Source organism: Actinoplanes oryzae, from assembly GCF_030757795.1.
GTDB lineage: Bacteria > Actinomycetota > Actinomycetes > Mycobacteriales > Micromonosporaceae > Actinoplanes.
Map to the genome: position 1 here is coordinate 18,003 of NZ_JAUQWH010000032.1, position 13,798 is coordinate 31,800.

Sequence of the window (13,798 nt, forward strand, 5' to 3'; positions counted from 1 at the left end):
GCTCCTCATGCTGCCTTGCGCCTCGAGAGCGCGTGCGTCTGCCGCGTGCGTGCGTCACCTGAAGCGCGTGCGTGTGCCGCCTGAAGCGCGTGCGTGCGTCACCTGAAGCGCGTGCGTGTGCCACGTGAGCGCGTACTTGCGCCTCGTGAGGGCGTGCATGCGCGACCTGAGCGCGTGCCTTGTCGTCTGCCGCGATCCGGGTTTGGAGCGTATGGCCACGTGCCGTGCGCATCGGGCGGGACACCGGGCGCCGGCTGGGCACGGTGCCGAGGCAGGTGCTCAGCCGCTGCCCGGTGGGGGACGGCCGCTTCGGTGGGTGACCGCTGCGGTGCCCCCGGCGGATCGCCGGGGGCGGTTGACGGTCGCCGGGTATTGGCTACCCCAGTGGTTGGCCACCCGGGTGCTGGGTCACCCCGGTGCTGGGTCACCGGGTGGTAGGTCAGAGGGCGGCGGGCGCCTCGTCGCGGACCTGGCCGGTCACGTCGTCGGCGGCGGCGTAGACGGTGGCGTCCTTCTCGCCGCCGGCCTTGGCGACCAGGCTGGCGTGGGTCGGGGCGTCCGGGACGTGGGCCGGCTTGAGGGCGGCGAACTCCTTGCGGAGCACCGGGACGACCTCCTCGCCCAGGATGTCCAGCTGCTCGAGGACCGTCTTCAGCGGCAGGCCGGCGTGGTCGATGAGGAACATCTGGCGCTGGTAGTCGCCGACGTAGTCGCGGAAGCCGAGCGTACGGTCGATGATCTGCTGGGGGCTGCCGACCGTGAGCGGCGTCTCCCGGCTGAAGTCCTCGAGCGAGGGGCCGTGGCCGTAGACGGGGGCGTTGTCGAAGTACGGCCGGAACTCCTTGACGGCGTCCTGGCTGTTCTTGCGGATGAACACCTGACCGCCGAGGCCGACGATGGCCTGGTCGGGGTCGCCGTGGCCGTAGTGGGCGAACCGCGTGCGGTACAGCTCCACCATGCGCTGGGTGTGCTCCTTCGGCCAGAAGATGTGGTTGTGGAAGAAGCCGTCACCGTAGAACGCGGCCTGCTCGGCGATCTCGGGGCTGCGGATCGAGCCGTGCCACACGAACGGCGGCACGCCGTCGAGCGGGCGCGGGGTCGAGGTGAAGCCCTGCAGCGGAGTGCGGAAGCGGCCCTTCCAGTCGACGACGTCCTCGCGCCAGAGCTTGTGCAGCAGGGCGTAGTTCTCGATGGCGAGCGGGATGCCGGCGCGGATGTCCTTGCCGAACCACGGGTAGACCGGGCCGGTGTTGCCGCGGCCCATCATCAGGTCGACGCGACCCTTGGAGAGGTGCTGCAGCATCGCGTAGTCCTCGGCGATCTTCACCGGGTCGTTCGTGGTGATGAGCGTCGTGGACGTGCTGAGCAGCAGCTTCTCGGTCTGCGCCGCGATGTAGGCGAGCGTCGTGGTGGGCGAGGAGGAGAAGAACGGCGGGTTGTGGTGCTCGCCGAGCGCGAAGACGTCGAGGCCGACCTCCTCGACCTTCTTGGCGATCGTGACGACCGCGTCGATGCGCGAAGCCTCGGACGGCGTCTTGCCCGTCGTGGGATCGGTGGTGATGTCGCTGACCGTGAAGACACCGAACTGCATGATCTCCACCCCGTCCTTCTAGATGATGTGTCATGTACGTGCCTCACAACCTACATGACGCGTCATGCATTCCGGAAGTGACGGGGACCACAGCACCGCCGGTCGAGATCATGGCGTATCGCGCATTCGTGCCACCCGAGGCCCGTCTGCGAGACGGCGCGGCGGGGAGCGGGCACCGTCGAGGAGGACAAGCACACGTACGAGATGGGGAGTCGACTGATGCGTACCCGTACCCCGCGCCTTGCGCTGTTCGCCACGGCTGCCCTGGGCGCGGCGCTCAGCCAGCAGGCGTGCTCGTCGTCGGCGGAACCGGTGACGAACGCCGCCGCGACGCCCTCCGCCTCGGCCGCCGCCGGTGGGGATGCCGAGGCGAGCGAAGACACCGCGGGCGACGAGGCGGGCGGAGACACGGCCGGAGACGCGGAGGACGCGGCCGACGACACGACCGGCGCTCCTGCCGCGCCGGCGGGCGACGCCGTCGCGGGGAAGAAGGTGCCCGCCTGTACGAACGACGACGTGAGCGTCGACATCACCGCGCAGGACCAGCGCACGTCCGGCGCGACCCGGATGGCGCTCGTCACGGTCACCAATACGTCGTCGTCGACGTGCCGGGTCGAGGGGCGCGCCGCGATCTCCTTGACCAATGCGGCGGCCGAAGTGGTGGACGTACCGGTGAAGAATGTGAACCAGCCCGGCAAGGCCGCGCCGATCCTCCTGCGCAAGGGCACGACCGCCTGGCAGGGGATCAAGTGGACCGTCTGCGACAAGGGCGACACGACGTGCGGCGCGGGCAACTCGCTGCGCTTCAACCTGCAGGCGTCCACGGACGGTCCGTACGCGAAGCTGGTCGGGTTCCCGGCGCCGGAGCGCAGTGACATCACGATGGCGTCGCTGCAGATCGGTACGTTGCAGCCGAGCAACCAGGGCGTCGTCGCCTGGTGATGCGCGGTTCACTGCAGTTGTGACGTGTGCGGCCCGCCGGACTCGACCGGCGGGCCGCCGTCCGTCACCGCGCGGGTGTGCGCCCTGTCACGGACTTGTGTGTCATCGAGTGGCGGCTTCGAGTGCCGCACGGACCTTGTCGACGCCGGCCGGCGTGCCCTTCGGGTCGTCGAACGAGCCGTAGGGCGGACCGTAGGCCGGCTGGCCCGGCTCCTGGCGCCAGCTGTCGGCGAGGGAACCCGCGTCCACGGTGTCGTAGCCGATCGCGTCGAGGAACGCCGCCGCGGTCTTCTTCGCCTCGTCGTCGTCGGCGGCCACGGGGAGGGCGCTGCGGTCGGGCGCTCCGGCGGGGCGGGCGAGCGAGGCGAGGTGGGCGTAGAAGATGTTGTTGAACACCTTGACGAGCCGCGCCGTACGGAGGGTGCGCTGCTCGAACTCGGTGTGGGTGACCGTGCCGTCGGAGAGCTCGGGGACGGCGCCGTCGCGGGCCGGGTAGAAGTTGTTCGTGTCGAGGACCACCTTGCCGGCGAGCTGCTCGGTCGGCAGACTCCGGAACGCCTTGTAGGGCACGCTGAGCACCACGAGTTCGCCGGCTTCGGCCGCGTCGGCAGCCGTGGCCGCCCGGGCGTGCGGGCCGAGTTCGGCCACGAGATCCGCGAGCGTCTCCGGGCCGCGCGAGTTGCTCACCACCACGTCGTAGCCGGCGGCGACCGCGAGCCGGGCAACCGTGCTGCCGATGTGACCGCTTCCGATGAAACCAACAGTCGTCATGTCGTCGCCAACAGTGCGTCCGGCGCCGTCATTTCGGGTCGGCGGCGACCGTCACAAGTGTGAACGCGCGAGGCGGGCGCGCGGATCGGCCGGTGGTGGCGTGGGGCTCGCTGTTGGGTGGTGCGGGCGCATGGCTTGATGGTCGTTTGCCAGCGGTCGCGCGGAGCAGACGGCTGCGCGTAGTCGGAGGGCCGGAGTTGGGAGGCGCGCGCAGTCAGGGGGCGGAGTTGGCGGGAGCGCAGAGTGGGGAGGCGTGCGGACGCAAGTGGGCGCGGAGTTGGCGGGCGCGCGGAGTTAGAGGGCACGGAGTTAGGGAGCACGCGGAGTTAGGGGCGCGCAGTTGGAGGGGCGGGCGGACTTGGAGGGGCGTGCGTGCCGATGGGCTGGGGCTGGTGGCCGCGTGGGGCTCGTGGACAGGCGGTGGCGGGAGCGTCGGTCCTGTGGCGTTCGGTGGTGGTGAGGTGGGTGGCGTAGGCGGTCAGAGGGCGGCGGCGGCCCAGAGGAGGCCGCGTTCGGTGATGGTGCGGGTCGGGGGGATGGTGAGGTCGGCCGGGCTGTGGCCGAGCGTGGAGACGAAGACGCGGCCGCGGCCGAAGCGGCGCACCCACACGACCGGCATCACCGCGCCGGCCGTTTCCGGGGCTTCGTGGTCGCCGGTGAAGGTGGTTGTGGCGAGGACCTCCAGCGTGGGGTCGACATGGCAGAAGTACTGCTCGGTGTGCACGGAGAACTCGGTGATGTCGCGCACGATCGGGTGGTCGGCGCTGACGGTGACGTCGTAGTCGACGAAGCCGCCCGGGTGGCACACGAAACGCCCGCCGACCATGAACTGGTATTGGGGCGCTTCGTAGCCGAAGGCCAGGATGCCGCCGTGCCAGCCCGCGAGCCCGGCGCCCGCGCGGACCCGGTCGACGAGGTTGTGCTCCTGTCGCTCGGTGAGGCCCCCGTTGGTCCAGCAGTGCACGATCAGGTCGGCCTCGGCGAGCGCCGCCGCGTCGTCGTAGGCGTCGAGGGATTCCGCCGTGCGGACGGTGAAGCCGTGCTCGCGCAGGAACGGGAGGAACAGCTCGGTGCAGGCCTCGGGCTCGTGCCCGTCCCAGCCACCGCGAACCACAAGAGCCCTCATGGTCACGGAAGCCTAATCCAGGTGATCACCGCTCGCTGTGTGGTGTGTCGCGATGGGTGGGGCGGCTGGTCGGTGCTGGTGGGTGGCGAGGGCGGTGTCGATGGGCAGGGGGAACGGCGGCTGGACGGTGGTGGGAGGTGGCGAGGGCGGTGTCGATGGGCTGGGAGAAGGGCGGCTGGACGGTGGTGGGTGGCGGAGGCGGTGTCGATGGGCGGGGATGCGAACAACCCCTCGTCCCCGTCGAGCTGGTGGCTGGGTGGGCGCGTCAGGTGGGTAGGTGTGGAGCGGGCCGCGTCAGGGCTTGCGGGCGACACCGGCCCAGCCGTTGGCGACCTGCGGCGAGAGGGGGCGGGGCGGGGGCGTCAGGCGGGGAGCTGGGCCAGGGCGAAGATCTGGCGCTCGGGTGGGCCGGCGGCCGGGGTGAAGTCGACCGTTTCGATGGTGGTGATGTCGAAGCCGGCGGCGGTGAGGCGGGCGGCGAGGGCGTCTTGCGGGTAGCCCGAGACCTTGACCGGGACGCCGAGGAACTCGACCGGGAGGCTGTCGGCGTCGAGCTCGACCATGCCGAGGGCGAGGTGGCCGCCCGGGGTGAGCCAGGAGGCGGCGCGCTCGAGGGTGGCCTCGATCTCGGCGCGGCTGAGCATGAGGAGGGAGAAGAAGGCCGTGATCGCGCCGAAGGGGCCGAGGTCGGCCGGGAGGTCGCGCAGGTCGGCGTGGCGGAACTCCGCCTCCGGGACCTGCTCGCGCGCGAGGCGCAGCATGCCCTCGGAGACGTCGACGCCGAGGACCTTGTGGCCGGCGGCGGTGAGGATCTGCGCCGTGGGCACGCCGGTGCCGCAGCCCAGGTCGAGGATCGTGGACGCGGCGGGGACGAGGGCGGCGACGCGCTCGGTGAGGGCCGCCTGGAACGGATTGTGGCTGTGCTCGCCCTGGTAGAGCTCGGCGAGTTGATCGAAGACCTCCATGGCGCAAGAACCTATCCGCTCCGCCCGGCGCTGACTACCTACCCTGGAGGGTGGATGAGCACCTACTTTGGAGGATGGACGACGGCACCCCGGGCTGTCAGGCTGACAACCCGGGGCGCGGTGGAGGTGCTTGTCAGTCCTCGGCTCCGGCGCGGCGGCGCCGGGTGATGCCGAGGGCGAGTGCGCCGCCCAGGATCAGGACGGCGCCGCCCAGGCTGATCGCCATCACGTTGGCGCCGGTGAGGGCGAGCTTGTTGTCCGAGGCGGGCAGGTCCTGGGCCACCTCGGCGTCCGTGGCTGCCTGGGCGTCCTGGCCCGCGTCGGGGGCGCCGGTGTCCTCGTCGTCCGTGGCCGCCACGGCCTGCGTCGACTTGCTGGCCTTCGGCGTGGCCTTGCCGGTCGAGGTCCCGGACTCGGTGTCCTCCGACGAGTCCCCGCTGGAGTCCGAGCCGGAGGAGTCGGAGCCGGAAGAGTCAGAGGAGTCAGAGTCGGAGGAAGAACCGGAGGTGTCGGAGGAGGAACCGGAGTCGGAGGAGGAGTCGGAACCCGAGCCCTTGGCGTCGTCGTTGCTGTTGCCCGAGGCGTCCTTGCCGTCCGAGCTGCTGTCGCCCTGCGTCGGCTTCGTCGTCTTGCCGGGCTTCGGGGACGCGGGGATGGTCACGGTCGGGCTCTTCGGGGGAGTGGTGCCCGTCTCGGTGTTCGGCGTCGTGGCACCGGGCTCCGGCTGGTCACCGTCGTCGCCCTGGTCACCGCCGTTGCCGCCGTTGCCCTGACCGTCGCCGTTGTCACCGCCGTCGCCGTTGTCACCGCCGGTGCCCTGGTCGCCCCCGTTGTTGTCACCGTCGCCCTGGCCGTCGCCGTTGCCCTGACCGTTGTCGCCGTCGCCCTGGCCGTCGTCCTGGCCGTTGTCGCCGTCGCCCTGGTTGCCGCCATTGCCCTGGTCGCCGTTGCCACCATTGCCCTGGTCGCCGCCATTGCCGCCGTCGCCCTGGTCGCCGCCGTTGCCGCCGTTGTCGTCGTCGCCGTCGGCGGCGGTGACCCGGACGCGGACCGCGTCGATGCCCGGGGTCTGGTTGGCGCGCTGCATCATCGGCACCCGGTGCGAGCCGTCACCGGCCCACGACGCGCACTGTGCGAGCCCCTCCTGCGGCAGCCCCGGCACCTGGATCGTCACGGTGTCCGGCTGCGCGCCGCCCTTGTTGTCCTCGGTGGCGACGAAGAACGCCGGCACCGGCGACGGGTCGGGCGCCTCGTCGGTGCTCTGCAGCATCCGGCACGCCGTGTGGAAGTGGCCGCGGACCAGGCCCTCGGCGGTCAGCACCGAGCTTTCCACGTAGTAGCCGCCCTGGCCGGCCGCGAGGAACCGGTCGCGAACGAGGTTGCGGGTGCTCACCTTGAGGGTGAACGGCTCGCCCGCCTTGACCTGCTCGGGGAACTCGGTGATGAGCAGCGTCGGGTTCTTGGCGGCCTCGCCGACCTCACCGAACTCGGTGGAGACGCACCGGTTGCCGATCTGGAACCCGTCGTGCGGGTCGAGGTCGCTGTCGTCGCACGTGTTGGTGAGAATCTCCAGGCCGTTGACGGTCTTCTTGACCGTGTCGCCGTCCTTGCACTCGGCGACCGGCTTCGCCTCGGGCGCCTTCTCGCCCTTGGCGAGCTGGCCGTCGCCCTTGTGCTGGACGTCGCCGTCCTTGTCGGTGTAGGTGCCGACCTTCGGATCGGTCGCCGCCCCGCTGCTCTTGGGCGCGGACGTGTCGGCGGCGGTGGTGGCGCAGGCCGCGACGTCGGTCTCGTCGGCGTTGGAGATCTGGGTGATGCCGACGACGCTGCCGGCGGCGAGGAGCACCGCTGCCGCGGCGATGAGACGACGGTCAAGACCGCGACGGGTAGCGGCCCGGCGGTAGGACGACCTTCGCATGGGTGGTACCTCTTCTGTAGTCTCTCGCTCATCGTCAGTCACCGTTTTGCGGTGTGCCGACGCCGTTTCCGGTCCCCTTATGAGCTGGCTTTGTGACGGTAAGGGGCGCGGGCCGGAAGCACTAATGAGCGCCAGATTCTTGAGGCATTCTTAGGGACTATTTAAAGAAGAAATATGCCGCCGGTCCCGAACGGCGGGGGTCATCCGAACGGATGATGTCCGGGGTTCACCGGCGCCCCGATTTTTTCTTCATCCAGGGGCGAAACGGACGTCCGGGCCGGGCGCGAAGGCCACCAGAAACGATCTCCGAGCAATGTTGCCAGGGCCGGCACGAGAACGGTACGGACCAGCAGCGTGTCGAGCAGAACACCTACGCCGACAATGACGCCGATCTGCGTGAGAGTGATCACCGGAAGCACGCCCAGAACGGCGAAGACCGCGGCGAGCAGGATGCCCGCGCTGGTGATGACGGCCCCGGTGGCGGCGAGGGCGTGGACCGTGCCGTCGCGGGTGCCCCGGTGCGCGGCCTCCTCGCGGGCACGGGTGACGAGGAAGATGTTGTAGTCGACGCCGAGGGCGACGAGGAAGAGGAAGGCGTACAGGGGGACCTGGTTGTCGAGGGCCGGATAGCCGAGCGCCACGCGGAAGAGCAGGGAGCCGGCACCGAGGGCCGCGGCGAAGCTGGCGATCACCGTGGCGATGAGCACGAGGGCGGCGACGGCGGCGCGCAGCAGGACGGCCAGGACGAGGAGCACCACGAGCAGGATCACCGGGACGATCACCCGGAGGTCGCGGCGGGAGGCGTCGCGGTCGTCGAGGGCCGTGGCGACGCTGCCGCCCACGAGGGCGCCGGCGCCGGGGACGGCGTGGACGGCGCTGCGCAGCGTACGGATGGTGGTGTAGCTCTCGTCCGTGTCCGGCGCTGCCGTGAGCGTGGCGTCGATCCGGACCACCGGCCCGGCCTGCGCGGGTGACGTGATGCGCGCCTGCGCGACGCCGGGAGTGGCGGTGACGGCGGCGAGGACCTGGTCCGCCTGTGCGGGGTTCGCGACGATGACGGCGGGGTCGGCGGCGCCCGCGGGGAAGGAGCGGCTCAGCGTCTCGAGGCCCGCGACGGACTCGGCCTCCACCCGGAACTGCTCGGTCTGCGACAGGCCGAGCCGGGTGCCCGGGATGCCGGCGGCGAGCCCGGCCAGCACCGCGACGGACAGGACGGTGACCAGCCCCGGGCGGCGGGCGACCGCGTGACCGACCCGGGACCACACGCCGTGGCGGAGCGTGTCGCCGACCCGGGGCACGAAGGGCCAGAACAGGCCGCGCCCGCACACCACCAGGGCCGGCGGCAGGACCGCCAGCGCGAACAGGGCCGCGACGCCGATGCCCAGGGCCGCGGTCACGCCGAGTGCCACGGTGTCGCCGAGGCTCGCGAGCAGCAGCGTGAGCAGGCTCAGCACCACGGTGGCCGCGCTCGCGACCACGGCCGGGCCCGCCCCGCGCAGGGCGCGCCGCATGGCCTCGCGCCGGTCCTCGTGCTGGTGCAGCTCCTCACGATAGCGGGAGATGAGCAGCAGGGCGTAATCCGTGCCCGCCCCGAACACGAGCACCGTGACGATGCCCACTGTGGAGTCGCCGACGGTCAGGCCGGTGTGCCGCGACAGCAGGGCGACCAGCTTGCTGCTGACCTGATCGGCGACGCCGACCACGGCGAGGGGCACAAGCCACAAGACCGGGCTCCGGTACGTCACCAGCAGCAGCACCGCGACCACGACGACCGTGACGACGAGCAGAGTCGTGTTCGCACCCGTGAAGCTGTCCGCGATGTCGGCGGCGAACCCGGCGCCCCCGGTGACCTGGGCCGTCAGCCCGTCGGGCAGGTCCGCGCCGGCGACGGCCCGCAGACCCGTGACCCGGGCGATGAGCTCGTCGGCGGACAGGTCGGCCGGCAGCGTGACGGCCAGCAGGGCGGCGGTGCGGTCCTCGGCGTAGATCGCGGGCGAGGCCGCCCGGACAGCCGTGGCGTCCGCGCTGATCTTCGCCTGATCGGCCGGCGTGAGCCGCGGGCCGCCGCGGCTGTAGACGATGAGCGCCGACGTGTCCTCGCCGGACGGCAGCTGGCGCAGCAGGGCGGCCACACGCGTGGACTCCGCGCCCTCGGGCAGGGTGGCGGTCGGGTCGTTCGACGTCCGGACGGAGCCGGCCAGGGCGATGACCGCTCCGGCGGCGGCGAGGGCCACGAGCAGGACCAGCCAGGCCGTCAGGCGTCCGGTGAGGGTGCGCAGCACGAGCTTCCTCTCGATGGCAAAGTATCTCGACAGTAAAGATTCTCGGTCATGCGGCGACGGTCTGCAACACTGGGGTACGTGTATCGGCCACGGGAGTCGGAGCGGGACGTGCTCCGCGAGGAGATCGTCACGCTGCTGCGGACGTACAGTGTGCGGGCGCAGCATGTCGGCCAGGCCTTCGCCCACCGGCACGGCCTGCACCACACGGACCTGCAGGCGCTGATCGCGGTCATGCACGCCGAGGGGCGCGGGGCGCCGCTGACCCCCGGCCGGCTGGGCGAGGAGCTCGGCCTCTCCTCCGGCGCGACGACCGCCGCGATCGACCGCCTCGAACGGGCCGGCCACCTGCGGCGCAGCCGGGAGAGCGCGGACCGGCGGGTCGTGCACCTGCGCTACGGCGAGCCCGGCATGGCGCTGGCGCAGGACTTCTTCGGGCCGCTCGGGGGGCGTACGGACGCCGTGATGGCGGATTTCACCGACGCCGAGCTGGACACGGTCCGCCGCTTCCTCGCCGGCATGGACGCCGCCCTCGCCGAGCACCACCAGGAAGTCCGCTCCGGGCCCGGACACGGATAGGGGCCTGTCTCCGACGGGATCGCCGGCCGCGGCCCGGCGGTCGCGTCCGGAAGAGGCCCTACCATGGCGGCATGAACGAGCCGCCGTCGCTGGGACTCGGGCCGCTCTCCCGGGTGCGCCTGGACGAGCTGCTGCAGGAGATGCTGGACCGGGTCGGGGACGTGGTGGCCAGCCGGGAGCGGCTGCGGGCGCTGCTGGACGCCGTCGTCGGGATCGGCACCGACCTCGATCTGCGCAGCACGCTGGAGCGCATCGTGCAGGCGGCCTGCGCGCTGGCCGGGGCCCGTTACGGCGCGCTCGGGGTGCTGGCGCCCGACCGGCAGCGGCTGTCCGACTTCGTGACGCACGGCATCGATCCCGAGGCGCACGCGAAGATCGGTGATCTGCCCCACGGGCGGGGCGTGCTGGGGGTGCTCATCACCGATCCCCACCCGGTGCGGCTGCCCGACATCACCCGGCACCCCCACTCGTACGGTTTCCCGCCGCACCACCCGCCGATGCACAGCTTCCTGGGCGTGCCCGTCCGGACGCGGGAGCAGATCTTCGGCAACCTGTACCTGGCGGAGAAGCAGGGCGCCGACCAGTTCACCGAGGACGACGAGGAGATCGTGGTGGCCCTCGCCGCGGCGGCGGGCGTGGCCATCGACAACGCGCGGCTGTTCGCGCTCGCCAAGCGCCGGGAGCGCTGGCTGGCTGCCGCGGCGGAGATCACGTCGGTGCTGCTCGGTCCCGTACGCCGCCAGGAGGCCCTCGAGCTCGTCGCCCGCCGCGCCCGGGAGATCGCCGGAGCGGACCTGGTGCTGGTGCTGCTGGCCGCCGGCGACGGCGACGGGCGGTGGACCGTCGAGGTCGCGGACGGCGCGCAGAGCCTCGCGGGGCGCGTGCTGCCCGTGGACGTGGAGGCGTTGCAACAGCCCGGGGCGTGCCTGCGGGACGCGGCGGAGTGGCCGGCGGCCGTACCGGATGGTCCTGCGCTCGCGGCACCGCTCACCGGGTCGCAGGGTGTGTTGATCGTCGCAGGAGCCGCCGGCGGCGGGGACGACGAGGCGGCGCTGCTGGAGAGCTTCGCGGGGCAGGCAGCGCTCGCGCTGGAGCGGGCGCGGGCCCAGGAGGAACGGGAGCTGCTGGTGGTTCTGGAGGACCGCGAGCGGATCGCGCGGGACCTGCACGACGTCGTGATCCAGCGGCTGTTCGCGACGGGGATGCAGCTGCAGGCGCTGTCCCCGCACGCGCTGCGGCCCGAGGCGGCGGCCCGGATCGACGCGGCCGTCGACGACCTCGACGCGACGATCCGCGACATCCGCCGGTCGATCTTCGAGCTGCGGGCGCCCGCCGGGGCGTCGCTGCGCGCGGAGCTGCTCGAGGCGGCCGAGGCGGCGGCGGGCGCGCTGGGCTTCCGCCCTGTGCTCGACGTCACCGGGCCCGTCGACAGCGTGGTGCCCGACGACGTGGTGCCCGAGCTGCTGGCGGTCGTTCGCGAGGCGCTGTCCAACGCCGCGCGGCACGCGCACGCCAAGGCCGTACGCGTGTCGGTGCACGCCGCGGCGGAGGAGGTCAGCATCCGCGTCGAGGACGACGGGGTCGGCACGGACCCGGCGGCCGCCCGCGGCGGCCTGGTCAACATGGGCGAGCGCGCCGCCGACCTGGGCGGCAGCTTCGAGATCGCGCCGGCCCCCGGCGGCGGCACCGCCATAACCTGGCGCGTGCCCCTGCGATAGGGACTTTGGTCCCTGTCGGGCGAGCAGCCGGCGCGCGACCGTGGAGGCATGACGAACCCGTCCGATGCCCTCGCCGCGGCGGCCCGGACCGCCCTGCGCGCCCCCTCGGTCTTCAACACCCAGCCGTGGCGCTGGCGGATCGACGGCGACACCATGCTGCTGTGGGCCGACCGCGAGCGCGCCCTCACCGCCACCGACCCCGACGGCCGCCTCCTGCTGCTCAGCTGTGGCGCCGCCCTGCACCACGCCCGCGTGGCCCTGGCCGCCGCCGGATGGCTGGCCACGGTGGAGCGGCTTCCCGATCCGGGCGTGCCCGACCTGCTCGCCCGGATCACGTTCACCGGGGCGCGGCCGGCCGACCCCGGCGCCGTGCGGCTGCTCGAGGCCGTCGGGCGCCGGCGCTCCGACCGGCGGGCTTACGCGGACCGGCCCGTCACCGACGACCAGGTCACCGCGCTGCGGCGGGCGGCCGAGGCGGAGGGCGCCTATCTGCACCACGTGCGCGGCGACCAGGTGCCCCTGCTCGCCGTCTCGACCGACCTGGCCGGGGAGGCGGAGCGGCTCGACGACGACTACCGCGGCGAGCTGGCCCGGTGGACCCACCGGCCCGGGGCCGCCGGCGACGGCATCCCGGCCGGCACCGCCGTCCGCCCGGCGCTGCGCCGCGTCCCCGTGCGCGACTTCGCCCCCGACGGCGACGCGGGGCTGGAGGCCGGGCACGGGCACGACGCGGGCTCGGCCTACCTGCTGCTCTTCGGCACCACCGACCGGGCGGGCGACTTCCTGCGCGGCGGCGAGGCGCTGTCGGCGGTGCTGCTCACCGCGACCGCCGACGGGCTCGCCACCGACCCGATCAGCGACAGCATCGAGGTCGAGTGGTCCCGGCACCTGCTCACCGGGCTGCTCGCCGACGTCGGCGAGCCCTATGTGGTGGTGCGCACGGGCTATGCCGAGGGCGACGCGCCGCTGCCGCCCGCGCCGCGCCGGCACCCGGAAAGTGTCATAGAGGTCCGTTAGATTCCAGCGATGGAACGCTTCGTGGAGGTTCAGCCCGGCGTCGCCCTGTGGACCGAGGAGTCGGGGGACCCGGCCGCCCCGGCCCTGCTGCTGGTCATGGGGGCCAACGCGCCGGGGCTCACCTGGCCGGACGACCTCGTCGCCCGGCTCGCGGCGCGGCACCGGGTCATCCGCTACGACCATCGCGACACGGGACGATCGGCGTGGGCCTACGAGGAGCATCCGTACGCGATCGCGGACCTCGCGGGCGACGCGGTGGCGGTGCTGGACGCGTACGGGATCGACAGTGCGCACGTCGTCGGCATGTCCATGGGCGGGGTGCTCGTGCAGCTGCTCCTGCTCGACCATCCCACGCGGGTGCGCACCGCGACCATGCTGAACACCACGGCCCTGGGCTCCGGGTTGGCGGGCCCGGGGCAGGACGATCTGCCGCCGGTCGATCCGCGGCTGCTCGCGCTCTGGGCGGAGCTGGACGGCGAGCGCGACGAGGCCGCCGAGCTCGACTGGCGCGTGCGGCACTGGCGGCTGCTCAACGGCGACGCGCTGCCGTTCCCGGAGGAGGAGTTCCGGCGGTGGGAGGAGCGTGCGATCGCCCACGCCGGCCGGCACGACAACGCCGCCGCCCACGCGCTGGCCTCCCAGGAGGGGCTCGAGCGCGGCGCGGAGCTGGCCGGGGTCGCCATCCCCGCGCTGGTCATCGACGCGCCGCAGGATCCGGTCAACCCGCCCCCGCACGCCGAGCGCCTGGCGGCCGCGATTCCCGGTGCCCGGCTGGTGACGATCCCGGGCATGGGCCACGCGCTCAACCCGGTGATCGTCCCCTCCCTGGCCGGCGCGATCCTGGACTTCACGACGGCCCGCTGATGACCCGCGCCGGCCCGCCCCGCCGTGA

General features: G+C 72.7%; 11 protein-coding genes. 5 read left to right on the forward strand and 6 right to left on the reverse strand.

All coding sequences use genetic code 11. From position 1 onward, the window contains the following. Positions 1-439: 439 nt before the first annotated feature. The gene (locus RBH18_RS13570) at positions 440-1,591 is read right to left on the reverse strand and encodes an LLM class flavin-dependent oxidoreductase (RefSeq protein WP_306207497.1); all 1,152 of its coding nucleotides are present in this window, start codon (positions 1,589-1,591) and stop codon (positions 440-442) included. A 219-nt stretch (positions 1,592-1,810) separates the two neighbouring features. On the opposite strand from RBH18_RS13570, the gene RBH18_RS13575 reads away from it, so the two are divergent. Beyond that, the gene (locus tag RBH18_RS13575; RefSeq protein WP_306207499.1) at positions 1,811-2,533 is read left to right on the forward strand and encodes a DUF4232 domain-containing protein; all 723 of its coding nucleotides are present in this window, start codon (positions 1,811-1,813) and stop codon (positions 2,531-2,533) included. 102 nt (positions 2,534-2,635) lie between these two features. Here RBH18_RS13575 and RBH18_RS13580 read toward each other — a convergent pair whose 3' ends face one another. The 5 genes from RBH18_RS13580 to RBH18_RS13600 all read right to left on the reverse strand — a co-directional run bounded on the left by RBH18_RS13580 (position 2,636) and on the right by RBH18_RS13600 (position 9,595). Then, positions 2,636-3,304, reverse strand: a complete 669-nt coding sequence (locus RBH18_RS13580) for an NADPH-dependent F420 reductase (protein ID WP_306207501.1) — start codon at positions 3,302-3,304, stop codon at positions 2,636-2,638. 478 nt (positions 3,305-3,782) lie between these two features. Beyond that, positions 3,783-4,430: a ThuA domain-containing protein gene (locus tag RBH18_RS13585; RefSeq protein WP_306207503.1), complete on the reverse strand. Its 648-nt coding sequence runs from the start codon at positions 4,428-4,430 to the stop codon at positions 3,783-3,785. Between the two features lie 362 nt (positions 4,431-4,792). Further along, entirely contained in the window at positions 4,793-5,395 is a 603-nt protein-coding gene (locus tag RBH18_RS13590) for a class I SAM-dependent methyltransferase (RefSeq protein ID WP_306207505.1), read from the reverse strand. Positions 5,396-5,528: 133 nt separating this feature from the next. Then, positions 5,529-7,313 carry a hypothetical protein gene (locus tag RBH18_RS13595; RefSeq protein ID WP_306207507.1) on the reverse strand — a complete coding sequence of 595 codons (1,785 nt, stop codon included), beginning with the start codon at positions 7,311-7,313 and terminating at the stop codon, positions 5,529-5,531. Positions 7,314-7,513: 200 nt separating this feature from the next. After that, positions 7,514-9,595: an MMPL family transporter gene (locus RBH18_RS13600; RefSeq protein WP_306207509.1), complete on the reverse strand. Its 2,082-nt coding sequence runs from the start codon at positions 9,593-9,595 to the stop codon at positions 7,514-7,516. A gap of 78 nt (positions 9,596-9,673) precedes the next feature. Between RBH18_RS13600 and RBH18_RS13605 the strand changes: the two genes are divergently transcribed. The 4 genes from RBH18_RS13605 (at position 9,674) to RBH18_RS13620 (ending at position 13,770) form a co-directional block, all read left to right on the forward strand. Beyond that, positions 9,674-10,171, forward strand: coding sequence for a MarR family winged helix-turn-helix transcriptional regulator (locus RBH18_RS13605; protein WP_306207511.1), 498 nt, complete (start codon positions 9,674-9,676; stop codon positions 10,169-10,171). A gap of 71 nt (positions 10,172-10,242) precedes the next feature. Beyond that, on the forward strand, positions 10,243-11,889 hold the full coding sequence (locus RBH18_RS13610) for a GAF domain-containing sensor histidine kinase (RefSeq protein WP_306207513.1): 1,647 nt from the start codon (positions 10,243-10,245) through the stop codon (positions 11,887-11,889). 48 nt (positions 11,890-11,937) lie between these two features. Next, a complete protein-coding gene (locus tag RBH18_RS13615) occupies positions 11,938-12,906 on the forward strand; it encodes an Acg family FMN-binding oxidoreductase (RefSeq protein ID WP_306207515.1) in 969 nt (322 codons plus the stop codon). Between the two features lie 9 nt (positions 12,907-12,915). Next, positions 12,916-13,770: an alpha/beta fold hydrolase gene (locus RBH18_RS13620; protein ID WP_306207517.1), complete on the forward strand. Its 855-nt coding sequence runs from the start codon at positions 12,916-12,918 to the stop codon at positions 13,768-13,770. Positions 13,771-13,798: the final 28 nt, after the last annotated feature.

What these genes read in the sequence shown, in the direction of transcription:
- RBH18_RS13570 (WP_306207497.1), bottom strand. Translation starts at nt 1,591, where the DNA reads ATGCAGTTCGGTGTCTTCACGGTCAGCGACATCACCACCGATCCCACG.
- RBH18_RS13575 (WP_306207499.1), top strand. Translation starts at nt 1,811, where the DNA reads ATGCGTACCCGTACCCCGCGCCTTGCGCTGTTCGCCACGGCTGCCCTG.
- RBH18_RS13580 (WP_306207501.1), bottom strand. Translation starts at nt 3,304, where the DNA reads ATGACGACTGTTGGTTTCATCGGAAGCGGTCACATCGGCAGCACGGTT.
- RBH18_RS13585 (WP_306207503.1), bottom strand. Translation starts at nt 4,430, where the DNA reads ATGAGGGCTCTTGTGGTTCGCGGTGGCTGGGACGGGCACGAGCCCGAG.
- RBH18_RS13590 (WP_306207505.1), bottom strand. Translation starts at nt 5,395, where the DNA reads ATGGAGGTCTTCGATCAACTCGCCGAGCTCTACCAGGGCGAGCACAGC.
- RBH18_RS13595 (WP_306207507.1), bottom strand. Translation starts at nt 7,313, where the DNA reads ATGCGAAGGTCGTCCTACCGCCGGGCCGCTACCCGTCGCGGTCTTGAC.
- RBH18_RS13610 (WP_306207513.1), top strand. Translation starts at nt 10,243, where the DNA reads ATGAACGAGCCGCCGTCGCTGGGACTCGGGCCGCTCTCCCGGGTGCGC.
- RBH18_RS13615 (WP_306207515.1), top strand. Translation starts at nt 11,938, where the DNA reads ATGACGAACCCGTCCGATGCCCTCGCCGCGGCGGCCCGGACCGCCCTG.
- RBH18_RS13620 (WP_306207517.1), top strand. Translation starts at nt 12,916, where the DNA reads ATGGAACGCTTCGTGGAGGTTCAGCCCGGCGTCGCCCTGTGGACCGAG.